Source organism: Plantibacter cousiniae (nom. nud.) (assembly GCF_977070315.1).
In genome coordinates, this window is sequence record NZ_CDRVEU010000005.1 from 115,604 (window position 1) to 141,597 (window position 25,994).

At 59.8% G+C, this 25,994-nt stretch carries 20 protein-coding genes; 9 read left to right on the forward strand and 11 right to left on the reverse strand.

Features of this window, described 5'->3' with window-relative positions; genetic code table 11:
- Position 1 precedes the first annotated feature (1 nt).
- The 5 genes from ACW55A_RS12185 to gloB all read right to left on the reverse strand — a co-directional run bounded on the left by ACW55A_RS12185 (position 2) and on the right by gloB (position 7,379).
- Entirely contained in the window at positions 2-1,075 is a 1,074-nt protein-coding gene (locus ACW55A_RS12185; protein ID WP_004414031.1) for a microcin C ABC transporter permease YejB, read from the reverse strand.
- 1 nt (position 1,076) lies between these two features.
- On the reverse strand, positions 1,077-2,933 hold the full coding sequence (locus tag ACW55A_RS12190) for an extracellular solute-binding protein (protein ID WP_128774779.1): 1,857 nt from the start codon (positions 2,931-2,933) through the stop codon (positions 1,077-1,079).
- Positions 2,930-4,759 carry an extracellular solute-binding protein gene (locus ACW55A_RS12195; RefSeq protein ID WP_498810982.1) on the reverse strand — a complete coding sequence of 610 codons (1,830 nt, stop codon included), beginning with the start codon at positions 4,757-4,759 and terminating at the stop codon, positions 2,930-2,932. Before ACW55A_RS12195 ends, ACW55A_RS12190 begins: the two co-directional genes overlap by 4 nt.
- Positions 4,760-4,895: 136 nt before the next feature.
- Positions 4,896-6,500, reverse strand: a complete 1,605-nt coding sequence (locus ACW55A_RS12200) for a lytic transglycosylase domain-containing protein (RefSeq protein ID WP_455808066.1) — start codon at positions 6,498-6,500, stop codon at positions 4,896-4,898.
- Positions 6,501-6,599: 99 nt separating this feature from the next.
- A complete protein-coding gene (gloB, locus tag ACW55A_RS12205) occupies positions 6,600-7,379 on the reverse strand; it encodes a hydroxyacylglutathione hydrolase (RefSeq protein WP_004414025.1) in 780 nt (259 codons plus the stop codon).
- An 81-nt stretch (positions 7,380-7,460) separates the two neighbouring features.
- Between gloB and ACW55A_RS12210 the strand changes: the two genes are divergently transcribed.
- The 4 genes from ACW55A_RS12210 (at position 7,461) to ACW55A_RS12225 (ending at position 10,143) form a co-directional block, all read left to right on the forward strand.
- On the forward strand, positions 7,461-8,222 hold the full coding sequence (locus tag ACW55A_RS12210) for a methyltransferase domain-containing protein (protein WP_004414023.1): 762 nt from the start codon (positions 7,461-7,463) through the stop codon (positions 8,220-8,222).
- 48 nt (positions 8,223-8,270) lie between these two features.
- Complete coding sequence (gene rnhA / locus ACW55A_RS12215; RefSeq protein WP_003368579.1) at positions 8,271-8,723, forward strand: ribonuclease HI; 453 nt, start codon at positions 8,271-8,273, stop codon at positions 8,721-8,723.
- A gap of 65 nt (positions 8,724-8,788) precedes the next feature.
- Positions 8,789-9,568 (forward strand): DNA polymerase III subunit epsilon, encoded by a 780-nt coding sequence (gene dnaQ / locus ACW55A_RS12220; protein WP_003368580.1) that lies wholly within the window; start codon positions 8,789-8,791, stop codon positions 9,566-9,568.
- Between the two features lie 26 nt (positions 9,569-9,594).
- The gene (locus ACW55A_RS12225) at positions 9,595-10,143 is read left to right on the forward strand and encodes a GNAT family N-acetyltransferase (RefSeq protein WP_498810983.1); all 549 of its coding nucleotides are present in this window, start codon (positions 9,595-9,597) and stop codon (positions 10,141-10,143) included.
- A 45-nt stretch (positions 10,144-10,188) separates the two neighbouring features.
- Here ACW55A_RS12225 and ACW55A_RS12230 read toward each other — a convergent pair whose 3' ends face one another.
- A complete protein-coding gene (locus ACW55A_RS12230) occupies positions 10,189-10,404 on the reverse strand; it encodes a hypothetical protein (RefSeq protein WP_004414020.1) in 216 nt (71 codons plus the stop codon).
- Between the two features lie 210 nt (positions 10,405-10,614).
- Here ACW55A_RS12230 and ACW55A_RS12235 point away from each other — a divergent pair, with 210 nt between their 5' ends.
- From ACW55A_RS12235 to ACW55A_RS12245, 3 genes are all read left to right on the forward strand, one after another.
- On the forward strand, positions 10,615-11,184 hold the full coding sequence (locus tag ACW55A_RS12235) for an NADPH-dependent FMN reductase (protein WP_003368583.1): 570 nt from the start codon (positions 10,615-10,617) through the stop codon (positions 11,182-11,184).
- 138 nt (positions 11,185-11,322) lie between these two features.
- Positions 11,323-15,870 (forward strand): dermonecrotic toxin domain-containing protein, encoded by a 4,548-nt coding sequence (locus ACW55A_RS12240; RefSeq protein ID WP_498810984.1) that lies wholly within the window; start codon positions 11,323-11,325, stop codon positions 15,868-15,870.
- 16 nt (positions 15,871-15,886) lie between these two features.
- On the forward strand, positions 15,887-16,537 hold the full coding sequence (locus ACW55A_RS12245; protein ID WP_498810985.1) for a hypothetical protein: 651 nt from the start codon (positions 15,887-15,889) through the stop codon (positions 16,535-16,537).
- A 44-nt stretch (positions 16,538-16,581) separates the two neighbouring features.
- Here ACW55A_RS12245 and ACW55A_RS12250 read toward each other — a convergent pair whose 3' ends face one another.
- Positions 16,582-17,733, reverse strand: a complete 1,152-nt coding sequence (locus tag ACW55A_RS12250) for an acyl-CoA dehydrogenase family protein (RefSeq protein WP_455808063.1) — start codon at positions 17,731-17,733, stop codon at positions 16,582-16,584.
- A 3-nt stretch (positions 17,734-17,736) separates the two neighbouring features.
- Entirely contained in the window at positions 17,737-18,834 is a 1,098-nt protein-coding gene (locus ACW55A_RS12255; RefSeq protein ID WP_455808062.1) for an enoyl-CoA hydratase/isomerase family protein, read from the reverse strand.
- A gap of 276 nt (positions 18,835-19,110) precedes the next feature.
- Here ACW55A_RS12255 and ACW55A_RS12260 point away from each other — a divergent pair, with 276 nt between their 5' ends.
- Complete coding sequence (locus tag ACW55A_RS12260) at positions 19,111-20,790, forward strand: MFS transporter (RefSeq protein ID WP_096121036.1); 1,680 nt, start codon at positions 19,111-19,113, stop codon at positions 20,788-20,790.
- Entirely contained in the window at positions 20,787-21,944 is a 1,158-nt protein-coding gene (locus tag ACW55A_RS12265) for an HlyD family secretion protein (protein WP_003368589.1), read from the forward strand. The genes ACW55A_RS12260 and ACW55A_RS12265 overlap by 4 nt, the downstream gene beginning before the upstream one ends.
- A gap of 275 nt (positions 21,945-22,219) precedes the next feature.
- On the opposite strand, the gene ACW55A_RS12270 is transcribed toward ACW55A_RS12265, so the two are convergent.
- From ACW55A_RS12270 to ACW55A_RS12280, 3 genes are all read right to left on the reverse strand, one after another.
- A complete protein-coding gene (locus ACW55A_RS12270) occupies positions 22,220-23,836 on the reverse strand; it encodes an inorganic phosphate transporter (protein WP_498810986.1) in 1,617 nt (538 codons plus the stop codon).
- Positions 23,837-23,952: 116 nt separating this feature from the next.
- Positions 23,953-24,972, reverse strand: a complete 1,020-nt coding sequence (locus ACW55A_RS12275; protein ID WP_003368594.1) for a transporter — start codon at positions 24,970-24,972, stop codon at positions 23,953-23,955.
- A 171-nt stretch (positions 24,973-25,143) separates the two neighbouring features.
- A complete protein-coding gene (locus ACW55A_RS12280) occupies positions 25,144-25,965 on the reverse strand; it encodes an aldo/keto reductase (RefSeq protein WP_003315245.1) in 822 nt (273 codons plus the stop codon).
- Between the last annotated feature and the right edge of the window lie 29 nt (positions 25,966-25,994).

Consider the following 25,994-nt stretch of genomic DNA (forward strand, 5'->3'; position numbering starts at 1 on the left):
ATCAATGCTTCCTGCTTTCGAAGTCGATGCGCGGGTCTACGAGGGTGTAGGTGATATCGCCGATCAGCTTCACCACCAGCCCCAGCAGGGTGAAGATGAACAGCGTACCGAACACCACCGGATAGTCGCGGTTGATCGCGGCTTCAAAACTCATCAGGCCCAGGCCGTCCAGCGAAAAGATCACTTCCACCAGCAGCGAGCCGGTGAAGAAGATACCGATGAACGCCGACGGGAAGCCGGCGATCACCAGCAGCATCGCGTTGCGAAACACATGGCCGTAGAGCACCTTGTGGTTGCTCAGGCCCTTGGCTTTGGCCGTGGTCACGTATTGCTTGCTGATTTCGTCGAGAAAGCTGTTCTTGGTCAGCAGCGTCATGGTGGCAAAGTTGCCGATCACCAGTGCGGTGACGGGCAATACCAGATGCCAGAAGTAATCGAATAGCTTGCCCAGCGTGCTCAGTTCATCGTAATTGTTGGAGGTCAGCCCGCGCAGTGGAAACCAGTTGAAGTAGCTGCCCCCGGCAAACACCACGATCAGCAGAATCGCGAACAGGAACGCCGGAATGGCATAGCCGACAATGATTGCCGAACTGGTCCATACGTCGAACTGGCTGCCGTGGCGCGTGGCCTTGGCAATCCCCAGCGGGATCGACACCAGGTACATGATCAGGGTGCTCCATAACCCGAGGGAAATGGACACCGGCATCTTCTCGACAATCAGGTCGATGACCTTGGCATCACGAAAGAAGCTGTCGCCGAAATCCAGCGTGGCGTAGTTCTTGATCATGATCCACAGGCGTTCCGGCGCCGACTTGTCGAAACCGTACATGCGTTCGATTTCCTTGATCAATGCCGGGTCCAGGCCTTGCGCGCCGCGGTAGTTGGAGCCGGCCACCGATACTTCGGCGCCGCCCCCGGCTATCCGGCTGGTGGCGCCATCGAAGCCTTCGATCTTGGCGATCATCTGTTCGACCGGGCCACCGGGGGCGGCCTGAATGATGACGAAGTTGATGATCAGGATGCCGAGCAGGGTAGGGATGATCAGCAGCAGCCGTCGCAGAATATAAGCCAGCATGTTATTGCTCCGCGTTCGCAGGCTTGGCCTGATCAGGGGCTGACGGGGTCGCGGCCACCGGTTTGACATCCGGCCTGGCCCACCAGGTCATCAGGCCGATATCGGAAAGTGCTTCGGCCTTGGGATGGTCGAGGTGATTCCAGTAAGCCACCCGCCAGGTCTTGATGTGCCAGTTCGGAACGACGTAAAAGCCCCACAGCAGCACACGGTCCAGTGCCTTGGTATGGGTGATCAGGCTTTGCCGTGAGTCGGCGTTGATCAGGCCGTTGACCAGCTCATCCACCGCAGGGTCCTTGAGGCCCATGAAGTTGCGGCTGCCCGGGTTGTCGGCGCTGGATGAGTCGAAGTACACGCGCTGCTCGTTACCGGGCGAGCTGGACTGCGGATAGCCAGTGACAATCATGTCGTAGTCCCGCGAGCGCAGGCGGTTGATGTATTGCGACACGTCGGCCCGGCGAATCACCAGTTCGATACCCAGGTCGCTCAGGTTGCGCTTGTAAGGCAGCAGAATGCGCTCGAACTCGGTCTGGGCCATCAGAAACTCGATTTTTACCGGGTTGCCCTGCGCGTCGACCATCTTGTCGTCGACGATCTTCCAGCCCGCCTCCTGCAACAGCTGGAAGGCCCGGCGCTGCTGCGGACGGATCATACCGCTGCCATCGGTGACCGGCAGGGTGAAGGGTTCGCTGAACACGCGATCCGGAATCTTGCCGCGCAACGGTTCCAGAAGCTTGAGTTCTTCGGCAGACGGCAGGCCGCTGGCGGCCATTTCCGAGTTGTCGAAATAACTTTTGGTGCGGCTGTACGAGCCGTTGAACAGCTGTTTGTTGGTCCACTCGAAGTCCAGCAGCAGAGTCAGCGCCTCACGGACCCTGACGTCCTGAAACACGGGCTTGCGCAGGTTGAAGACAAAGCCCTGCATGCCCGTCGGGTTGCCATTGGGAAGCTCTTCCTTGATCAGCCTGCCGTCGCGCACTGCGGGCGTGTCGTAAGCGGTTGCCCAGTTCTTGGCACTGGTTTCCAGCCAATAGTCGAATTGCCCGGCCTTGCCGGCCTCCAGCGCTACCGTATTGTCGCGGTAGTAGTCGGTGGTCAGCACGTCAAAGTTGTAGAAACCCTTGTTGATCGGAAGATCCTTTGCCCAGTAATCCTTGACCCGCTCATAACTCACCGAACGACCGGCCTTCACGTCGGCGACCTTGTAAGGTCCGCTGCCCAGCGGGAAGTCCAGGTTGCCCTTGCTGAAGTCGCGATCGGCCCAGAAATGCTTGGGCAGCACCGGCAACTGGCCAAGGATCAGCGGTAACTCGCGGCTGCCCTTGTGCTTGAACTTGAACAGCACGCGCAACGGATCTTCGACGATGACCTGATCGACGTCGGCGTAGTAGCCCTTGTACATGGGCGAGCCGTGCTCCATCAGGGTCTTGAAGCTGAATTCGACGTCGTCGGCGCGGATCGGGTGGCCGTCATGAAAGCGCGCCTCGGGGCGCAGATAGAAACGCACCCAGCTGTTGTCCGGGGACTTCTCGATCTTGCCCGCGATCAGCCCGTATTCAGTGAATGGCTCATCCAGGCTTGAGCGGGCAAGGGTGTCGTATATCAGACTGATATCGTCTGCCGGTACGCCTTTGTTGATGAACGGGTTGAAGCTGTCAAAGCCGCCGAAGCCTGCCTGACGCAGCGTGCCGCCCTTGGGGGCATCCGGGTTCACGTAGTCGAAGTGCTTGAAATCAGCCGGGTACTTCGGCGCTTCGTCATACAGCGTCACGCCATGCTGAGGCGCAGCCTGTACTGTGCAGGCGAGGCTGGCCAGCAGCAGGCCTGCTGCCTGCGAGCGCAGGGAGTGCAGAGGGTTCATCGGGGCTTCTCCAGAGTCTTGAGCCACCACGCACGCAGCCCCAGGGTGTAGGGCGGGGTAGTGACCATGGCGAATCGGTTGCGATAGGCAAGCCGATGATTATTCAGATACCAGTTGGGGATGCTGTAGTGCTGAGACAGCAATACGCGGTCCAGCGCCCGCGCCGCGGCGACCTGTTCGTCCCGGGTTTGCGCGGCCAGCAGTTTGTTCAGCAGGGCATCGACCACGGGGTTGGCGATACCCGCGTAGTTCTTGCTGCCGTTGATCGCAGCCTGACTGGAATGGAAATACTGCCACTGCTCCAGACCGGGGCTCAGGGTCTGTTGCAGGGTCATCAGAATCATGTCGAAATCGAAACGGTCCAGACGTTGCTTGTACTGGGCGCGGTCGACGGTGCGCAGCCCTGCATTGATCCCTAGACGGCGCAGGTCTTCGATGTAGGGTTGCAGAATGCGTTCGAGGTTGGGGTTGACCAGCAGGATCTCGAAGCGCAACGGTTGCTTGTCGGCATTGAGCAAACCCTTGTCCGACAGCGTCCAGCCAGCCTCGGCAAGCAGCTTCAGGGCCTTGCGCAAGGTCTCGCGCGGGATTCCGCCACCATCGGTTTTCGACGGGGCGAACGGCTGGGTGAACAGGCTGGCGGGCAACTGATCGCGGTAGGGCGCCAGGAGCAGCCATTCGGCCCCGGTTGGCAGGCCCGTCGCGGAAAATTCGCTGTTGGGGTAGTAGCTGATCGAGCGGTCATAGGCGTCGCTGAACAGCGTGCGGTTGGTCCATTCGAAATTGAACAGCAGACCCAGGGCTTCGCGCACGCGGATGTCGGCGAAGGCGGCGCGCCGGGTGTTCATGAACAGTCCCTGGGTCTGTGTCGGTATGCGGTGGGGGATCTGCGCCTTGATCACCTGACCATTGGCCACCGCGGGGAAGTCGTAGCCACTGGCCCAGTTCTTGGCCTGATGCTCGATGTAGATGTCGAATTCACCCGCTTTGAACGCTTCGAACGCCACGTCGCTGTCGCGGTAGAACTCGACCTCGACCCGGTCGAAATTGTATTTGCCGCGGTTGACCGGCAAGTCCTTGCCCCAGTAATCCTTGACCCGCTCGAACACCAGTTGCCGACCCGGCTGCACGCGGGTGATGCGGTAAGGGCCACTGCCCAGCGGCGGCTCGAAGGTGGTCGCCTTGAAATCCCTGTCCTTCCAGTAATGTTGCGGCAACACCGGCAGTTCGCCCAGGCGCAGGATCAGCAGCGGGTTGCGCGAGCGCTTGAAGACAAACCGGATGCGATGACGGTTGAGAATGTCCACGCGCTGCACTTCCTGCAAGGCGGTGCGGTATTGGGGGTGACCGTCCTTGAGCAGTGTCCGGTAGGAAAACGCCACGTCGTAGGCGGTGATGGGCTTGCCGTCATGGAAGCGCGCCTGCGGGCGCAGGTTGAACACCACCCAGCTGCGGTCCTCGCTGTATTCCACCGACTGGGCAATCAGCCCGTAACTGGAGGTCGGTTCATCGCCGGATGGGTCATATTGGCCTGTGCCGACCATCAGCGGTTCATTCAGCTCGTTGACACCATACTGCAGGAAGTTGCCAGTCGAGACCGGGCTGCTGCCCTTGAATGTGTAGGGGTTTAACGTGTCGAACGTGCCGAAGGCCATCATTCTCAGGGTGCCACCTTTCGGCGCCTCGGGATTGACCCAGTCGAAATGAGTGAAGCTGGCCGGGTACTTGAGAACACCAAACTGCGCGTAGCCATGACTTTCGGTGATGGCTGCGTTGGCGCAGAAGCTCAAGGCCAGGCTGAGGGTCAGCAGGAAGGGACGTATCACGATCCAGACGGCCTGGGCTTTCGGGTCGCTAACAGTAACAGCTTGTTCCAGCTGGAAAAAGACTGCAGGTGATGACGCTGCCGGGCTGCATCGGACACCCGCCCCAAGGTTATCGAAGGGCAAGTGGCCGTGCGCATCAGTGTGGCAGGTAAACGGTCAGGGTCTGGCCGGGTTTGAGAGCCTGCCCGCTACGTGGATTCCAGCGCTTGAGATGTTGCATCTCGACGTTGAAGCGCTTGGCGACCAGGTACATCGAGTCGCCTTTCTGGATCTTGTACTGCATGGATTTCTTTTCGCTGTCCTTGCCACCGGTGCTGGCGACCGACTTGCTGGCAGCTTTGCCGGCAGGTTTGCTGGTGTCCTGCATGACCAGCGTCTGGCCGGCCTTGAGCTTCTTGCCGGTCAGCTTGTTCCAGCGTTGCAGGTCTTCGACATCTACCTTGTTGGCTTGCGCGATGGTGGTCAGGTTGTCACCGCTGCGCACCTTGTAACTTCGGGTACGTGACGGCTTTTCGTTGCTGGCCAGCGCTTCGAACACGGGCTGTGAATTCTGCATGCCCGGCTTGACCGGTATGCTCAGTGATTGACCGACCTTCAGGCGGTTGCCGGACAGCTTGTTATTGCCCTTGAGCGAGCTGACCGTAACCTGATAACGACTGGCCAGGCTTTCCAGGGTATCGCCCTTGCGCACCCGGTAAGGCTGCCAGGCGACCAGTTCTTCCTGTTTCATGGTCAGCAGGCTGGCCGTCAGCAGTTGCGCCTTGGAAGTGGGCACCAGCAGGTGCTGGGGGCCATCGACGGTCAGGCGCTTCTTGTAGGCGGGGTTGAGCTGGATAAGCTCGTCTTCGTCGATATCGGCGGCGCTGGCCACTTTGGACAGGTCGACACGCTTGTTGAGCTCGACGACTTCGAAGTAGGGCTGGTTGGCGATCGGGTTCAGATTGACGCCGTAGGCTTCCGGAGACAACACCACCTGGGACAGGGCCAGCAGCTTGGGCACGTAATCTCGGGTTTCCTGCGGCAGCGGCAGGTTCCAGTAATCGGTCGGCAGGTTGAGCTTGTCATTGCGCTCGATGGCGCGGCTCACCGTGCCTTCGCCGGCGTTGTAGGCTGCCAGGGCCAGCAGCCAGTCACCGTTGAACATGTCATGCAGGCGGGTCAGGTAATCCAGTGCCGCAACGGTCGAGGCCTGGATGTCGCGACGTCCGTCATAAAAGCTGGTCTGGCGCAGGTTGAAGTAACGCCCGGTCGACGGGATGAACTGCCAGAGGCCGACCGCCTGGCTGCGCGAAACGGCCATCGGGTTGTAGGCGCTTTCGATGACCGGAAGCAGCGCCAGTTCCAGCGGCATGTTGCGTTCTTCAAGGCGCTCGACGATGTAGTGCATGTACAGGCTGCCGCGCTCGCCAGCGTTTTCCAGAAAGGAAGGGTTGTTGGCGAACCACAGGCGCTGTTGATCAATGCGGGGGTTCTGATCATTGCCTTGTTGCAGTTGAAAGCCCTGACGCATGCGCTCCCAGACATCCTGTGGAGGTGCGAGAGGGGTGGCAGGCTTGTGCGACAGGAAAATCGGTTTTTGCTTGATGCCGGCGGCCAGGTTAGGCGCGCGATGGCTATTGACCGGGTCGACGCTGGCGGTGCTCTGGCAACCGGCCAGAAGGGCACTCGCGGTGACGGCCATGGCCTGAGCCAACCGAGTCAATGCGTCCGAATGTGAAGGCTTGCTGGTAGATGACGACATTGTTCGGGGGGTACATCCAGACGAAAATGTCGGGCGATTCTAGGAAGCAGCCTGCCGTCGGTCAACCTTTCAGAATTTTATTGCGGTTTTAAGGTCGGGTCAGAACTTATCTTTCCAGGCCCTCAAGCTGGCAAAGACCGCACTCTGCGAGGTGTTTTGCCCGCCGCTCCGTTCGTCCGCTTTTTCTTTAACGGATGTTTCCCCGGTACGCAGGAACGGATTGGTACGTTTTTCCAGGGCCAGATTCGACGGAAGACTGATGCGATTTTCGCTGCGCCAGCGCGTCACTTCGGCCAGGCGTTCGGCGATATCCACATTGTCGGGCTCGACGGCCTGCGCAAAGCGCAGATTGCTCAGCGTGTATTCGTGAGCGCAGTAGATCAGTGTGCTGTCCGGCAGATCGGCCAGGCGGCTGAGAGAATCGTGCATCTGTTGCGGCGTGCCCTCGAACAACCGTCCGCAGCCAGCAGCAAACAGCGTGTCGCCGCTGAACAGCAGGGGGGTCGTGGCGTCCTCGTGATAGAACGCGATATGCCCCAGCGTATGACCAGGGACCGCATGCACTACAAATTCAAGGCCCAGCACGGTCAGTCGGTCATTGTCGACCAGCGCGACATCGCGTGCCGGTATGGTTTCGGCTGCAGGGCCCAGCACGCGCGCCGCGGTCGACTGCTTGAGTTCCGCAACGCCGCCCACATGATCATTGTGATGGTGGGTGATCAGGATATCGGTCAGCCGGTAGTCGGGATTCTGCGCCAGCCAGCCCAGCACTGGCTTCGCGTCGCCCGGATCGACGACAGCGCACTGCTGGCTCGAAAGGTCTTGTAACAACCATATGTAGTTGTCATTGAAAGCAGGAAGGGCGTGGATCTGTATCATGGCGCAGTTCGCATAGCGGCAGACAATGGTGCATCTTAGAGTCTGTTGCCGCTGTATGCGAGCACCTCTGGAGGAGAACTCATGACCGATGAAGCGTTCGCTCAGGCTGATCCTGAGTGGCTTGCATTGATCCGCGCTGCCCGTGAATGGCTTTCCGGGCCGCTCGGGCAGCTTCTGCTCGAAGAGGAACGGCGCATTCTCGACGAAGAGCTGGGGCGGTACTTCGGCGGCTATCTGGTGCATTACGGCCCGTCGGCGGAAAGCCCGCCAGTGGCTCCCCAGGTGCAGCGCAATGTACGCCTTGGTGCGCCGTTGCCGGGTGTCGAGATCGTCTGTGAGGAACAGGCGTGGCCATTGAGTGAGCACGCGGCCGATGTCGTGGTGTTGCAGCACGGCCTGGATTTCTGCCTGTCGCCCCACGGCCTGCTGCGCGAAGCGGCCAGCAGCGTGCGGCCGGGCGGGCACTTGCTGATTATCGGCATCAACCCCTGGAGCACCTGGGGCATACGTCACGTATTCGCGCGGGATGCGTTGCGCAAGGCGCGCTGCATTTCATCCTCGCGGGTCGCTGACTGGCTGAATCTGCTGGGCTTCGCGCTGGAGAAACGGCGCTTCGGATGCTATCGTCCACCCCTTGCTTCAGCAGCATGGCAGTCGCGTCTTGCAGGGCTCGAACGCCTTGGCGAGGGGCGTCAGAGCCCCGGTGGCGGCTTCTATGTACTGGTGGCGCGCAAACTGGTGGTCGGCCTCAGACCCTTGCGTCAGGTGCGCCGCGACCCCATCGGCAAGCTGATCCCCATGCCGATGGCCAAGGTCAGCCGCAACACTCAGGACCAGGCTTGAATATAATGCCTTGCTGCACATGAAGCCCATCATTCTGGAAAGGTCGTAATGAGCGATAGCGTTGAACTCTTCACCGACGGTGCCTGCAAGGGTAATCCTGGCCCGGGCGGTTGGGGGGCCCTGCTGGTGTGCAAGGGCGTCGAAAAAGAGTTGTGGGGTGGCGAAGCCAATACCACCAACAACCGGATGGAACTGACCGGTGCGATTCGCGGGCTTGAAGAACTCAAGCGCCCTTGCGAGGTGACGCTGGTGACCGACTCTCAGTACGTGATGAAAGGCATTACCGAGTGGATGGTCAACTGGAAGAAGCGCGGCTGGAAAACCGCTGCCAAGGAGCCGGTCAAAAACGCCGATCTGTGGCAGCTTCTGGATGAACAGGTCAGTCGCCACACGGTGAAATGGCAGTGGGTGCGCGGGCACATCGGCCACCCTGGCAACGAGCGTGCCGACCAGCTCGCCAACCGTGGCGTCGACGAAGTGCGCGGCATCCGGCACGGCTAGACGCGCACGGGCTTGCAACGGCCGCTGCGTGCTAGAATCGCGGCCTGTACATGAGGCAACAGTCAATGGCATTGCAAAACCTGGATAACAGATCCATCGTCCTCGATACCGAAACCACCGGTATGCCGGTGACGGATGGTCACCGCATCATCGAGATCGGTTGTGTCGAGTTGATCGGTCGCCGCCTGACCGGTCGGCATTTTCACGTTTACCTGCAACCTGATCGCGAAAGTGACGAAGGCGCGATCGGTGTTCACGGTATCACCAATGAATTTCTGGTCGGCAAGCCGCGGTTTGCCGAAGTCGCCGATGAATTCTTCGAGTTCATCAAAGGCGCGCAGCTGATCATTCACAACGCAGCGTTCGACGTTGGCTTCATCAACAACGAATTTGCCTTGATGGGTTCGCAGGACAGGGCTGATATCACCCAGCACTGTTCGATTCTCGACACCCTGATGATGGCGCGAGAGCGTCACCCAGGTCAGCGCAACAGTCTGGATGCACTCTGCAAGCGCTACGGCGTCGATAACTCGGGCCGTGAGCTGCACGGCGCATTGCTCGACTCCGAGATTCTGGCCGACGTCTATCTGGCGATGACCGGCGGTCAGACCAGCCTGTCGCTGGCCGGCAATGCTTCCGATGGCAACGGTTCGGGCGAAGGCTCTGGCAATCGTGGCAGCGAAATTCGCCGCCTGCCTGCCGATCGCAAGCCATGCCGCATCATTCGCGCCTCTGAAAGTGAGCTGGCCGAGCACGAAGTGCGTATGAGCACCATCGCCAAGGCTTGCGGTGCTCCTCCGCTCTGGGTACAGATGCTGGAAGCCGGAGCGCAGGCATCTTCCTGACAGCAAGCGGCAAAGGTGAAATGAGCGTGGCACATCCTGCTTTGAGCATTCGGGTTGCAGACGAATGCTTCGAGGACTACATCCTCAACAGCGAATTCACGTTTACAGTACTTGGCTATGCGCAGCCGCGTATCGGCGAGCCCGTGGATTCATGGCCGGTCGAGCTGGTCGAGCCGTACAGCAAAAATTATGGCATCGACTCTCAGGAATTTGCCGATCATCGTGAAGCCGCCACCAGTTCGGTGATGGTTGCCTGGCTGGATGACCACGCCGTCGGCCATATCGTGATGAGCACTCACTGGAGTGGATTCGCGTATATCGATGAGCTGGCAGTGGACGAGTCGGCGCGCCGTCATGGCGTCGCACGCTCGTTGCTCGACGCGGCGCAATTCTGGACTCGTAAGCGCAATCTGCCTGGCATCGTTCTGGAAACGCAGAACAATAACCTGGGGGCCTGCAGGCTGTATGAGAGTTGCGGGTACGTGGTAGGCGGGGTGGATCACATGCGCTATCGGGGCATCGATCCGAACACTCGTGAAACGGCGATTTTCTGGTATCTGATCTTTTCGGATTAACAGCTTCCCGCTGGCCATGCAGCCAAGGCGGGAATGCTGCCGTTATTACGTGGGTGTACGGGTAATTTTTATGCCCGATTGCACCAGCTCGAAGTCCTCACCACCCAAATGCTTGACCCGGTCGCCGATTGCCAGCCTGTAGGTGATCACCGGCTGACCGCCCTGCGCCTCATCCGGCTGCGATTCCTGGAACTCATGAACCGGATAAACGCGACCTTCGGCGTCCCTGGCATGAAATTGTCCGACGAGAACTGAAGCCATTTGCTCTGTAACCTCTGAAACTGAATATAACTGCTGGTTTACGAATCCATCGAGGCTAGTAGACCACTGATCTATAGGTGAGTTTGCCTTTGAGGGAAAAAATAATCCCTGCCGTTCAAGCGCGTAGGGAATTGACTGGCGCAAAGGTCGTCTAAACCCGGCTTCTGTTCTATACCTAACCTTCCCTTGAATCAGATGACGGATATTTTCATGAGCCAGGTTCATACCATTGCCGTATTGGTCGGCAGTCTGCGAAAAGAGTCCATCAACCGCAAGATCGCTCTTGCTCTGGCAGAACTGGCACCTGCCAGCCTGAAACTGAATATTGTCGAGATCGGTGATCTGCCGTTGTACAACGAAGACATCGATGGCGACTCACCGCCGCCTGCATACACCACCTTTCGCGAGCAACTGGGCGCTGCCGACGGCGTGCTGTTTGTTACCCCGGAATACAACCGCTCGGTGCCCGGTGCCCTGAAAAACGCCATCGACGTGGGCTCGCGTCCTTACGGCAAAAGTGCCTTCAGCGGCAAGCCGGGCGCCGTGATCAGTGCCTCGCCGGGTGCTGTCGGTGGCTTTGGTGCCAACCATCACCTGCGTCAGTCGCTGGTGTTTCTGGACGTGCTGTGCCTTCAGCAGCCCGAAGCCTACCTGGGCGGCGCCGGGAGCTTTTTCGACGAGTCCGGCGCGTTGTCCGATAAAACCAGGCCCTTCCTGCAGAAGTTCATCGATGCCTTCGCCGCCTGGGTCGAGAAGAACGGCAGGGCTGCTGCCCACTGATTTTTTGACGAAGCGCGTCTGCCGATCGATTGCTTTATGTAACGCAGGCGCGTCGGTCCATCCCCATAAGCTGTTTCCTTTTTCTCTGCCACGCGCCTGGGCGCTGTGCGCAGAGGCGCCCTCCAAAGGAAACAGTACATGTCAGCAGCTCCCTATTTTTTCAGCGACTCTCTGCGCGCGCGCTTCACACAAGACATTCGGGACGCTATCGAACAGTCTCGAATCAGCCATGACGACGGCGCGTGGTTGCAGCTATTGGCTGCCGAAAGTAACGAGCCCACCAGCGATGCGGCTCCCCGAGTCGACCGGCTGCTGATAAGCGACGCGCAGCCCGTTAATGCGGAATTGGCCGCAGCCCTGTTCATCAGTGATGCCGCCAACCCCTCGGCGCGGGTCTTTCTCAGTACCCTGGCCTTCGGCATCGAGCAATTCGAGAGTCGCAGCGCGCTGTTCAACGCCTTGCAGCAGCGATTCGACGATATCACTGCCTTGTCGATCGTCGAGCGCGAACGCATCGAAGGCTCGCTGTTTGACGCCCGCACGCAGGCCGTGCTGCGCCAGCAGGCCGGGCATCTGCAGCGCCTGGCGGCCAGGTTGGAGGCGCTGCCTGATTTTCGACAGGCGACAGGCAAGGCCTTTCAGGATGTGCTGGTAGAAAGGGGCATCGACGTCGTTGCCCAGACCGTCCAGCTTGTGCACACGGCGCCCGGTGCTGCTCCGGCAGCGTCAGCAGTCGTCGGAACTCAATACCTTGCCGATGCCGCTATGCAGGCGTTTTCCTACGAATCCCTGCCGCAAGGCCAGACACGTCGCTATCTGGATACCAAGGGGGCGGCGTTGCCCGAGGCACAGGCGATCGTTTTCGATCAGGCGCTGGCAGACTCGGCTGCTTCAGTCGGCACCGCGTATGAGCAGTTGCTGTCTGACTACTGGACGTCTCGGGGGCAGGATGGGCGCACGCGTCGCGACCTCACCGCTGATGCGCTTGCAGAGTGTTTTCGCCAACATCTGTTATCGGGCCGGGCGCACCGCAACATGACGGAGGCTGAATATCGCTGGCTGCTGACCCTGCTGCCTTCGCAGCCTGGCGGGCCCGCTGCGCCGGTGCCGAGGGTACGCAGGTTATCTGTTGTCGTGGCCGGCCAGGACCCCGTCAAGCTGGTCGGCGTATTCCTCATCGATTTCCCCGGAGAGGCGTCACCGGCGGTATTTCTCTATTCGTCATTGCCGGGCTTCCTGCGCTTCGGCGATCAGGCTCAGGCCATCGAGCATGTGCTGAGGGGCCCTTCACGCGCCGGATTGTTGTTTTACTCATCGTTGAATGATCATTCCGTCATCAGCCTGGAAGGTCAGCTTGAGCTGCGTCACGACACGCTCACCGAGGACTTTTTCAGCGAATTCATTGATGCCCTGATCGCCTTGCAAGAGCGCGACCTGCGCTACGTACTTGACCTGCCGGCCCTTCATTCCGAAAAAAATCCGGCTCGGATTGACGATGCACTGGACATCCGCAAGCTGCTCGATGGTCGGCTCTTGAACACGCACGACGCAGGGCGCTGGCGTCAGGACCGGCTGAGCTTTGACAGCGTCTGGGGGGCGGCTGCCCAGAGCAGTGTCAGTGAGCGGCCGAACTTGATTTCAGACCCGTCCTACAACTGGATGGGCAAGTTGAAAAAGCTCGACGCCTTGCTCGGCAGCGTCGATGCCATGCATCCCGGTGCAGATGGCTGCATGCATCGCGCGCTCAACCTCTATCTGGCTTTGATCGGCGGTCCGCCCCTTGATGCCCGCAAGCTTTGGGTGCAGGCGGATGTCGCTGAGGCGACGCCGGTGCCAGTGTTGACGCTGGCGCTTGAACGGGTGTGCGGTTACGCAAGCATCCCCCTGGCTGACAGCATCGTTCTCGCCGGGCAGATCACTCCGGTGGTGGATCAACCGGTGCAGCGTCTGTCGCTGGCATTGCTTGAGCAGATATTGATCTGCGTGCAGGCAGATTTTGCCCATCGCTTCGAGGGTCAGATCAGCGAGTTCTACTCACGTACGATTCGCCAACGCGATACCAGCATGCATCCCGACGTGATATCCGCCCTGGTCCGGGAGTACTCGCTGCGTCTTGAGTTGCTGGTCGAACGGCGCACGGCCACGCTGCCTGTCGCTTTCCTCGACAACGTACAGCAGGTCCTCGACAGGCCGTTGCCGGCACTTCGGCAGACGTTGGGCGAGGCGCGCGTCGATGTTTTTAGGGTGACTGTTCAGTACGACCCGCAGGTGCCCGTGGTCAAGGTAACCAATGCGTTTGTGGTCACTGGCAGGCTTCCCGACAGTAAGCCCGTCCTGTGGATCCTGGATCAGGGACTCGTCGGTTTTGAAACCCAGCAGGCGCTGGAAGAGTATGTCGCCGGGCGGCTGACAAGCATGGAGCTGAGCTCGCAGGTGTCAGGCGTTATCGCTGAACCTGACCGACGCATGTTACTCGGCCAGCGTGCCCGTCGAGGGACGCTTGAACTCAAGGTCGTCCTGCAACCCATTGAAGGGCATTTCATCGAGGCATTGCAGCGCGACGAGGTCGAGCGCCAGCAGCGTACGGTGGCCGATCTTTATCGGCAGTCCATAGCCTGGCAGGTGCCGTCGGAACTGTTCGCCAACCTGCTGAGTGCCGCAGAGCGGGATGACCGAAATCGTCAGGCCCTCAATTCTCTGGGGGTTGCCATTCAGCTCATCATTTACAAAGCGCTCGTACCTTCATGGGTCAGCGAGGCGTCGAAGCGTGATCAGGTCATTCTGGTCGAGACCCTGCGACGGTTTTATGTGACCTGTGTCGGCGAGAAGGACTTTCTGTTCGATATTCCAAGCCTCTACGATTACTCCCTCAAGCAACTCAAGCGCAGGTTCGACAAGGACTTCGCGAAGCCTCGGCCCGATCCTGAAAACGTGCGTGTTTCGCTGACGCACTACGTCCCCGCCCCGGTGGCGCCGGGCGAGTTGCCCCAGTCGATACCTGCGGCTACCCAGGTCGTCAGCGAAAACCTGGTGGAGTTTGCAATCAACCGCTTTCTGTCCAGGCAGGACGGGGTCATTCTGCTCTCCTCAAAGGATGGCACGCCGCTGGACGTGGCCCTGACACCTGTGTATCTGCGTGAGCTGGTAAGGTCGCTGGACATCGCCTCGGGTTACCGCACGATGCTGAACTCGGTGCTGGCCGAGACGAGGCCGGATTATCTCGAGCGCCGCAAACTGTTCGTCGAGCAGGTTCCTTCGCTGGATATTTTGCGAGCCTTTGCTTCCAAGCTGAAAAACGAGCTGTCCGAGCAGGCGTATCGGATTATCGAAAACGTACTGAGCATGCCTGATGCGGTCGCGCGCCTGCCGGTCAACGGCTGCCAGATGATCCTCAGTCCCTTGAAACTGCTGCCGGCCAAGGAGGGCTGGGAGCCGACCGTCGTGCTCAATACGTACCTGATGGGGCCAAAGGAAAATCAGCCGGGACCGTGGGTGCTTTACGCGCCCCTGCACGACGAGTTCGTATTCAAGGAGTATCCCGACCAGGCTGCGCTGGTGCTTGATATTCACACTTCCGCCTATTTCCAAGCGTACATTCTGGACCGGATCGACCCCGATTTGCGCAAGATTTACGACAAGGGTGGCTTTGTGGAGCCGCACCTGCCTTTCAGCACCGAGTCCTCTTTCGATCTGCCGTTCGAGCGTGCTGCCCCTGTCACCGTGCAAATCGATCCCTATGAGGGCAATTGCCTGTTGCTGATGTTCAAGGGCGCTGTGGATATTCTGAAGTTGCAGGTCAAGCAGTACAGCGTCACCAATGCCGAACACCGCCGCGCGGCGACGCAGTATCTGTTCACGCTGGGCGCAGAGCAATTCATGGCGCTCATGCCCGGACGCCTGGGGGCACTGATCGGCATCATTCAGGGGGAGACATTGTTGAACCTGTCGCTCATCTCGGCAACGGATCAGCAATGGGGCCAGGCGATCTCGGAGTTCATGACGGCGCTGAGCGTGATGATTTCTTCCGGGCAGAACCCTGCGGAAGCCGCATCACTGACGTCTCATGAGACCAGCGCCTTGCTGGATGACCCAACGTCGCCCGACCCGATTGTGCAATTGATCGATGCCGCTGATACGTTCGAGTTCTCTTGGGGCAACAGCTCTCTGACGCAACAGATACGGGAGCGTTTGCGCGAGTTCGAAGTTCACGACATAGCCTTGTACACGCTACAACGCGATGAACTGTTAAGCGTCTACCGCGATCCTGTTACCGGCAGGGCGTATGCAGCCATAGGTGGGAAAACCTATGAGGTGCAGTCAGATGAGGACGGTTGGTTCATTGTGTCGGGCGACAGGATCGGTCCCTCGGTGAGTCTGGATGCGGATCAGCAATGGAAGCTGGACATCCAGGGCGGACTGCGCGGTGGAGGAGGGGCGCTTACCCGTATGGAGGGCAGTCTTGTCGACGATCTGGTTGATGAAATCATGGTTGTCAGCGCTCGAGGCATGCCCGAAATTCGTCATCGTCACCGGGATATGGCTTTGACCATCGAAGATGCCTGTCTGCAGGCGCAGCGCTATCTGGAAAACGCTCTGGACAACCTGACCAGACGCTTGCCGGACAACAAGCTGGATCCGCGTGCGGCGAAAATACTGAGCGATTTTTTTTGCGCAGAAAGTGCCTGACGATCGACTCTACGAAGTGACTAAAAAAGCTGTCACCGGTCTGTATCAGGAGTTGATAGACCCTTCGCTGTCGCCCATCGACTCGCCGCGTTATGTGGTCGGAGTCAATCGAATGGGCAACGAATCGGCCAGCGCGTTCATCTTCGAAGCAGACCCGGCGCGGAGGATTTTTCTGACGGAGCAGTTTTTTCGACTGCCGACCTATCGATTGAAGCTCAGCGCGCAACGTGCCGGGGAGTTCAAGTTTCCTCAGCATTACCGGGCCGCGATCCTGATTCATGAGTTATCACATATGGTGCTGAAAGCGGATGACATTGCTTACGTGGACTCACAGGCCCCATTCATCGATTTGCTTGAAGATGCACCGACCTATCGACTGCGGATCAGAAACGAACTGATTTATCAGCAGCAAAAGACGCTGTCCTTTCATACAGACCGCGACAAGTTGTTCAAGCAGCTGGACGAAGATTCGTGGCGCGACCTGAGGCGAATGGATGGTAATGGAAAACAGACGATTCTGCGCATCGCTGGCAAGAGCACGCTCGAAGAGGCGCGTGATGTGTTTTATGAAGACGTCCACAAGCGGGTCGACATCATGCTCAAAAATGCCGACTCGGTAGCCTTGCTGGTGACGTTGCTGGGGCGAGAGCGATTTGTGAAGCCCTGATGCTCTGCCCCGGCGTACCGTATTGAGCGGCCACTGCGCCTGAATCAGAACAGATAATGACGCAGTTCCCGGGCGATCAGCAGGCGCTGGATCTCACTGGAGCCTTCGTAAATCTGGGTGATGCGCGCGTCCCGGTAGAAACGCTCGACAGGGTAGTCCTCCAGGTAGCCATAGCCACCATGAATCTGGATTGCCTTGGAGCACACCCATTCGGCCATTTCAGAAGCGAACAGCTTGGCCTGAGAGGCTTCCGACAGACACGCTTGCCCGGCGCTGCGCAGCCGCGCAGCGTGCAGGGTCAGCAGGCGGGCGGCGTTGATTCGGGTGTGCATATCGGCCAGCAGATTGGCAATACTTTGATGTTCGATGATCGGTTTGTCGAACTGCACCCGTTCACGCGCATACGCCAGCGCTGCTTCGAAGGCGGCGCGGGCGATTCCCAGTGCCTGCGCGGCGATGCCGATGCGGCCGCCTTCCAGGTTGGAGAGGGCGATAGACAGCCCCTTGCCACGCTCACCCAGTAGGTTGGCGGACGGGATTCGGCAGTTGTTCAAGGTGACCGCGCAGGTGTCCGATGCCCGGATGCCCATCTTGTGCTCGCTGCGATCCACCACGAAACCAGGGTTCTCGGTCGGCACCAGAAAGGCTGACAGGCCCTTTTTGCCGAGCGCCGGGTCGGTCACTGCAAACACGATAGCCAGTTGTGCCCGTTTGCCATTGCTGACGAACTGCTTGGCGCCGTTGATCACCCACTGATCACCCTGCAACTCGGCACGAGTGCGCAGGTTGTGGGCTTCAGAGCCTGCATGCGGTTCGGTAAGGCAGAAACAGCCGATTGCCCGGCCTGTGGCCAGTTTTTCCAGCCAGGCATGTTTCTGCTCATCGGTCCCGTAGTTGAGGACCGGCCCGCAGCCCACGGAACTGTGAACACTCATCAGCGTGCCGGTGGCGGCGTCGGCGGCGGAAATTTCCTCAACCGCCAGTGCATAGGCAACGTAGTCGATGTAAGTGCCACCCCATTGCTCTGGCACCACCATGCCCAGCAGGCCCAGCTCACCGAGCTTGGCAACCAGCGCGTTATCGATCCAGCCGGCCTTTTCCCAGGCTTGGGCATGTGGGGCAATTTCGTTGCGGGCAAAGTCGCGCGCCATGTCGCGAATCATTACCTGTTCTTCGGTCAATTCAAGATCGTGCACGGCTCAATTCTCCAGACCGCTGAAGAAACTCTGCACCTGCGCGGTACTGACGTCCTGCGCGCTGGCGTGTTTCCATTGCGGCTTCTTGTCTTTATCGATGATCAGCGCGCGTATGCCTTCAATCAGGTCACCGCGTTCGAACCATTGGCGGTCCAGATGCAACTCCATGGCGAAGCAATCCTGCAGCGGCAGATGACGACCACGGCGCAGCATTTCCAGAGTCACGGCCATGCCCAGCGGCGAATGAGCGTTCATTCGGCTGACGGTATCCAGCGCCCACTCTCTGGTATCGCCGATGACCACTTGCTGAAGCTGTTCGAGCATGCTGGGGACATCCGGCAATCCGAAAAAGTGGTCGATGGCGTGGCGCAGGGCTTCCAGCGGCGGAGAGGGCAGGCGCTGGGTGGCCAGCTTGGCCAGCGCACCCTGCAGGTCCTTGAGTGGGGTCGACTTCCATTTCAGATGGTCGAGCATATGGTCGAGGCGCGGCAAGAGTTCGCTGTTCATGGACCAGTTGGCAAGGCCGCAGTACAGCGCATCGGCGGCACCGATCTGCGACCCGGTCACGCCCAGCCAGGTCCCCACTTCGCCGGGCAGCCGCGACAGAAAATAACTGCCGCCGACGTCAGGGAAATAACCAATGGCGACTTCGGGCATGCCGAGGCGGCTGCGTTGGGTGACCACGCGCAGGTCGGCTCCCTGAACCAGGCCCATGCCGCCGCCCAGCACCAGACCGTCCATCAGGGCCAGTACCGGCTTGCGGTAACGGTGAATGGCCAGGTCCAGCTCATACTCTTCGGCAAAAAATGTGTGATGCAGATCCTGGCCGTTCTGGTGGCTCTCATACAGTGAACGGATGTCGCCACCGGCGCAGAATGCCTTGCCGCCCGCACCACGCAGGACCACGGCATGAACCGAGGGGTCGTCGGCCCAGCGGTCAAGTTGCTGGCGAAGTGTGCGGACCATGTCCAGATCGATTGCGTTCAGGCCTTCCGGGCGATTGAGGGTCAAGTGACCAATGTGGTTACGCACGTCGACAACGATCGAATCCCGGCTGGCGGATGGTCGAACCGAGCGGGCCGATGAAACCTGTGAACTCATTCTGAACTCCTTGTTCGGTTGCGCTTTTTTCTTATTCGAGCGTTCGAGCGTCGCAGAAGATCCTAGCAGCGCAAATGTGCAAAGCAAAACTGCGTTTAAGCATAGTCTGAAGTTTCAGATATCCACTGTCTGGCGCATTCGCAACTGCCGGAGCGACGCTGTATTGCACTGACCAACGCGAATCATTGCCTGGCGGATGAGTATTATGACTGCCATTAATGTCACAAAAGGGAATTCCTCAGGTGTACCCCATGAAAGTCCCCGTTTCTGTCGTTTATGAGCGATAAGTATGCCCCACGCGAATGGGCCGCCCACGAGCGTCCGACCATGCCTGGCTCGCCGTCGACGCCGCTGCATTCGACTGCGCGGCGTTGGGCGTTTGCTGTCGTAGGGGTGATCGTCGCGCTGACCGGTGGGCTCGGCAACGCACTGGTGGTCGCCAACCTGCCGTATCTGCAGGGCGCGCTGGGGGCGACGTCGCAGGACATCGCCTGGCTGCCGGCGGCCTACATCATGACTAACGTGTCGATGAATCTGCTGCTGGTGAAGTTTCGTCAGCAATTCGGTCTGCGCGCATTCACCGAGCTGTTTCTGGTGCTGTACGCGCTGGTGACGCTGGCGCATCTGTTCGTCAACGACATCGATTCGGCCATCGCTGTACGTGCGGCACACGGCATGGTTGGCGCTGCACTCAGCACCCTGGGGCTGTATTACATGATCCAGGCTTTCCCGCAGAAGTGGCGGCTCAAGGCGCTGGTACTCGGGCTTGGCACCGCCCAGCTGGCAACGCCGCTGGCGCGGCTGGTGTCGGAAGACTTGCTGCAAATTGCCCAGTGGCGTGGCCTTTATCTGTTCGAGCTGGGCATGGCGCTGCTCTCGCTGGGCTGCGTGCTGATGCTCAAACTGCCGCCTGGCGATCGCTTCAAGGCGTTCGAGAAGCTCGATTTCCTCACCTTCGGCCTGCTGGCCACCGGTTTTGCGCTGCTCTGTGCGGTGCTGTCGCTGGGGCGTATCGAATGGTGGCTGGAAGCGCAGTGGATTGGTATCGCCTCAGCGGCATCGATTGCGCTGATCTGCGCTGGACTGGCCATCGAGCATAACCGCAGCAATCCGTTGCTGATCACTCGCTGGCTGGGCAGTGGAGCGATCCTGCGCCTGGGCTTGGCCGTCATCCTGTTTCGCGTGGTGCTGTCCGAACAGTCGGTCGGCGCTGTCGGGTTTCTTCAGGCGCTGAACATGGGCAGTCAGCAGTTGCACACGCTGTACCTGGTGATGCTGCTCGGCAGCGTTTCGGGGCTGGCGGTCAGTGCGCTGACCATCAATCCGGCACATCTGATCAAACCCTTGCTGATCTCCCTGGCGATGATGGCAATCGGTGCCTGGATGGACAGTCACTCCACCAACCTGACCCGCCAATCGAACATGTACCTCAGCCAGTTTCTGCTGGCCTTTGGCGGCACATTTTTTCTTGGGCCTACCCTGGTGCTGGGGATCAGCGGCGTGTTGGCGAACCCGCGTAACATGGTCAGTTTTTCAGTGTTGTTCGGGATCACTCAGAACATCGGCGGGCTGATCGGGTCTGCTGCATTGGGCACCTTTCAAGTGGTGCGCGAGAAGTTTCATTCCAGCCACATCGTTGAACACCTGACCCTCATCGATCCGCTGGTACAGGCGCGACTGCAGAGTTACAGCGCCAGCTACAGCTCGGTGATCGCCGACCCGTCGTTGCGCAACAGTCAGGGCATCCGCACGATGGCCACGGCCGCGACCCGGGAAGCCAATGTGCTGGCTTACAATGATGTGTTCATGCTGATCGCGCTGATTGCCGTGCTGACCATGATCTGGATTTCAGCCCGGGTCCTGTGGCTGAAAATGACCACTCAACCTCTGCCGCTGGCACCCGTTGCACCTGCTGCTCCGCCCACCGTATCCAATTCCGGCGTTAAATCTTCATGACCGAATCCAAAACCCCAGATACCGAAGCCCCGCGCAACTCGCCGCCACCGGCTCCGTTGACGTCCCCGGTGACCAGCAAGCCGCGCTCGACCCGCAAGCGTGTCGTGTCTTCGGTGATTTTCGGCGCCGTTGCCCTGGCTGGTGTGCTGGTGGTGCTGTACGCCTGGCAATTACCGCCGTTTGCCAGCCCGATCGAGAGCACCGAGAATGCTCAGGTCAAGGGTCAGACCACGCTGATCGGGCCGCAGTTGAGCGGGTATGTCTACGAAGTACCGGTGCAGGACTTCCAGTTCGTCAAGGCCGGTGATCTGCTGGTGCGTCTGGATGACCGTATCTATCGTCAGCGCCTGGATCAGGCCATTGCACAACTGGCTGTGCAGAAGGCCTCGCTGGCCAACAATCTGCAACAGCGGCGTAGTGCCGAAGCCACCATCGGCCAGCGCCAGGCCGAACTGCAGAACAGCATCGCCCAGAGCCGCAAGAGCGCTGCCGATCTGCGGCGCAATCAGGCGCTGGTGACCGACGGTTCGGTTTCGAAAAGCGAGCTGGATGTCACGCGTGCCGCCGACGCGCAGGCGAACGCCGCCGTTGCCGAAGCCAAGGCAGTCTTGCAGATCGCCCGTGAGGACCTGCAAACAGTCATCGTCAACCGTGGCTCACTGGAAGCCTCGGTCGCCAATGCGCAAGCGGCTATCGAGCTGGCGCGCATCGACCTGGACAACACGCGTATCGTTGCCCCGCGTGACGGGCAGTTGGGGCAGATCGGCGTGCGTCTTGGTGCCTATGTCAATTCGGGTGCGCAGTTGATGGCACTGGTGCCCGAGCAGCGCTGGATCGTGGCGAACATGAAAGAAACCCAGATGGCCAATGTGCGCCTGGGGCAGCCGGTGAGCTTTACCGTCGATGCGCTCGACGGCCACCAGATGCACGGCCACGTACAACGAATTTCGCCCGCTGCGGGTTCGGAATTCAGCCTGCTGCCTGCCGACAACGCCACCGGCAACTTCGTGAAGATTTCCCAGCGTATCCCGGTACGCATCGTGGTCGATGCCGATCAGCCCATGCTTGAGCACCTGCGGCCTGGGATGTCGGTGGTCGTGAGCATCGACACCAGCGCGGACGGCGATGTGCCGCCTGATCCGGCGGTGCGCTGAACCTTTGGATGATCGCTGATGCTGGACGCGGGCAGGATTCGATCCGATGCAAGTTGACTATCGTGCCGACGCTCCGCGTCGGCATGCAGTTCATAACGCTCTGCGCCATCCACCCCTGATGCGAAACAACGTCATGCCTTACTCGCAGCCGCTGCCAACGCAGTGCTTTTCAACCGCGATGGCACAGACGAAGCAGAGTGCGATGTAAGTGACGGCTGAGTCCTGGCGCTGATCCGGGGGTTGCCTGGCAGGACGCCAGGCAAATGCAACAGGCATCAGAACAGCTTGCTGAACACCCAATACAAAGAACCTGACAAGAGGATTGCCGCCGGCAGGGTCAGAACCCAGGCCGTGGCCAGATTGCGCAGGGTACGCATTTGCAGCCCCGAGCCATTGGCGACCATCGAACCGGCCACGCCGGACGACAGCACATGGGTCGTCGACACCGGCAGCCCGTACATGTCCGCCGCCCCGATCGTGAACATCGCCACGACCTCTGCCGACGCGCCCTGAGCGTAAGTCATGTGCGTCTTGCCGATGCGCTCGCCCACAGTCACCACGATACGCTTCCAGCCAACCATCGTGCCCAGCCCCAGGGCGATGGCCACGACAATCTTGACCCAGGTCGGAATGAACCGCGTGGCACTGTCGATCTGACCCTTGAACGCTTCAAGCTTGGTCCTGGTATCCGCGTCGAAATCGCCGACCTTGTTTTTCTCCATCAGGCGGATGGTTTCCGAGGTCAGGTACATGTCGTTACGCACGTTGGTCACCGCTTCGGCAGGCACCTTCGAGAGCGAGCCGTAGCTGGCGACCTGATTGCCGATCTTGCCGGTCATGACCGCCAGCGCAGGGATCAGGTCGGGGCCGGCCTGTTTGCTGACCAGATAATCGGACAGGGTCTTGCGCGAATCGGTCGGGGCGGGCAGGGGAACGCTGCGCATCAATGCCTGCTGGGTGACCTCTGCAATCGCACCGAACTGAGTGGCTTGATCGGCGGGCATGGTGCGGTTCAGCGCATAAGCCATCGGCAGGGTGCCAACCAGAATCAACATGATCAGGCCCATGCCTTTCTGCCCGTCGTTGGAGCCATGCGCGAACGAAACGCCCGTGCAGGTCACAATCAGCATGGCGCGAATCCACAACGGTGGCGGCGCATTGCCTTCCGGAGCCTTGTACAGCGCGCGGTTCTTGATGAACATGCGCATGGCCAGCAACAGCAACGCGGCACAGCCGAAACCTACCAGTGGCGAGAGCAGCAGTGAGTAACCGATCTTGGTGGCCTGCGACCAGTCCACACCGCTGGTGCCGTCGCGGCCGTGCATCAGGGCGTTGGCGATACCGACCCCGATGATCGAACCGATCAGCGTGTGTGACGAGGACGCCGGCAGACCCAGCCACCAGGTGCCGAGGTTCCAGATGATCGCTGCGATCAACAGCGCGAAGATCATCGCGAAGCCTGCTGATGAGCCGGTCTGCAGAATCAGTTCCACCGGCAGCAGGGCAATAATGCCGAATGCCACCGCGCCGCTGGAAAGCATCACGCCGAGAAAATTGAAAAAGCCCGACCAGACCACGGCAAAGCCCGGCGGGAGGGAGTGGGTGTAGATCACGGTGGCGACGGCGTTGGCCGTGTCATGAAAGCCGTTGACGAATTCGAATCCCAGCGCGATCAACAACGCTACACCCAACAGCACGAACGGGGTCCAGGTGGTGACCACCGTGCCCATGTCGTCAACGTCCTGTTTGGGGCTGTAGCCGGTGAACAGCAAGCCTGCGATAAGTGTCGTGAAGAAAAGTATCATGGTCATTCGGCTGGGCTTGCGACCGAATTGACTCGCTGACAGGCTCGCCTTGCCGAGAGCGTCTGGAGACAGTGCGTTTGTAGCCATGTTCGCAATCCTGGATTGAAAGAATATTGACATGGTCATTGCAAAATGTGACAGAGATGCGACATGCCACCAATCAGTGCGCTTTTGCGCCAGATTTCTGACAACCGGCAGGCCGGTCAGTAGTCTCCGCGTTTGCGGAACGCCCAGCGCCCGGCAACCAGGGTGAAGGTCGCCACCAGCGCCACCAGAATCCAGAAGCCCTCAGGGTCGGACGCCAGCGGTACGCCCCCCACGTTCATGCCGAAAAAGCCGGCGACAATGTTGATCGGCAAGGCCAGAACAGTCACCACGGTCAGGGTAAACAGGGTTCTGCTGCTTTGTTCGTTGAGGTTGGCGGCAATTTCTTCCTGCAACAGTTTGATGCGCTCGCCCAGCGCCGTGAGGTCGTTGATCACCAGCGAGGACTCTTCGATGGACTGACGCAATGCCTGGACATCCTGTTCGCGCAACCATTGCGGAGGTTTGTGCAACAGGCGCATCAACGAACCGGGCTCCAGCGCCAGCAGGCGTTGCAGACGTACCAGCACCCGGCGCATGGCGCCGAGTTCGGAGCGATTGTTGCTCAGTCGCTGCGAAAGCAACTGGTCTTCGATGCGGTCGACGTTGACGCTGGTCTTGCGCAGAAACTGCGTCAGCACTTCGCCCTGATCGCTCAGCAAATGGGCGAGGAGTTCCAGCGGTGAGTCGAATTGCTCGCCGCGTTTGACTGCCGAGCGCAGCTTGTCCACCGAACGCAGCGGCTGCAGCCGGGCGGTGATCAGCAGACGCTGGCGGGCACAGACCCACAAGGTGGAAATATCCGTCGAGAGTCTGTTGAAGTCGAACACCACGTCGTTGACGACCGCCAGCAGCGTGGTATCCACGTGCTCGATCCGGGTCGAGCGCGAGCCCTCGTGCAATGCCTCGAAAAACTCTTCCGGAAGATCCAGCTGGGTTTTCATCCAGCGCTCGCAGGCCGCATGCGAGAGGTTCAGGTGCAGCCAGATGAAGTCGTTCTCTTCGGGAGGGTTTTGCAGGTAATCCAGCGCGGCAGCCGAACCGATTTCCTGGCCACTTTCACCGTGGCGAAACCGGAAGCCGTAGAGCAGACCGAAAAGGTCGGAGTCCTGATGATGGTGCGCGATACTGTGGTTCATGGCTGTCCACGTGCGGCCTGGCCCGGGCAGGGAGGCGAAGGCCGCATGATGACAAGGCGTTATTTCATATTTGTGACAGCTTGTTGCCGGGTGTGTCATCTGTCATATCGGCAAGCGGCTGGGTGGGCAGCCGTTCAGTCAATCGACAGCTCGCTGTCGCATTGACAGCGGTCAGACCATCGCCAGCGGCACCTTGCGAGTGGGCGCAGGCCATGCCAGATCGATATCGGCCAGATCACGCTCGGTCAGACGAATCTGCTCGGCCGCGATGTTCAGACGAATGTGTTCCGGGTTGGTCGCCTTGGGAATGGCGATCATGTTGTCCTGACGCAGCACCCAGGCCAGGGAAATCTGTGCCGGTGTTGCATCGTGGCGTTTGGCGATTTCGTGCAGGGCAGGGTGGTAGAGCAGATCGCCAGCCTGACCGATCGGGCAGTACGCCATCAACGGCAGATGACGGTCCGCGCTCCACAGCATCAGGTCGAACTCGATGCCGCGTTGCTCCGGGTTGTAGAGCACCTGATTGGTGGCACAACGCGGGTTGTTGAGCTCGATCATGTCCGGCACATCAAAGTTGGAAACACCCCAGGCACCGATTTTGCCCGCTTCACGCAGACGCTCGAATGCCTCGACCGTCTCGGTCAGCGGGTACTGGCCAGGCCAGTGCAGCAAGTACAGGTCGATGTAGTCGGTGTTCATTCGTCGCAGGCTGGCCTCGCACGCGGTCGGGATACCGGCGCGGCTGGCGTTGTGCGGGTAGACCTTGCTGACCACGAATACCTTGTCCCGCTGTCCGGCAATGGCTTGACCGACGATTTCCTCGGCTGCGCCATCTGCGTACATCTCGGCGGTGTCGATCAGGGTCAGGCCCTGTTCGATACCGAGGCACAGGCCCGCGATCTCTGCCGAGCGCTGATGCCCTTTTTCACCCATGTGCCAGGTGCCCTGACCCAGCACTGGTACGGTTCTGCCTGCCAGCTCCAGTGTGCGCATGTGACCCCCTGCAATTAAATAAGCAGCTA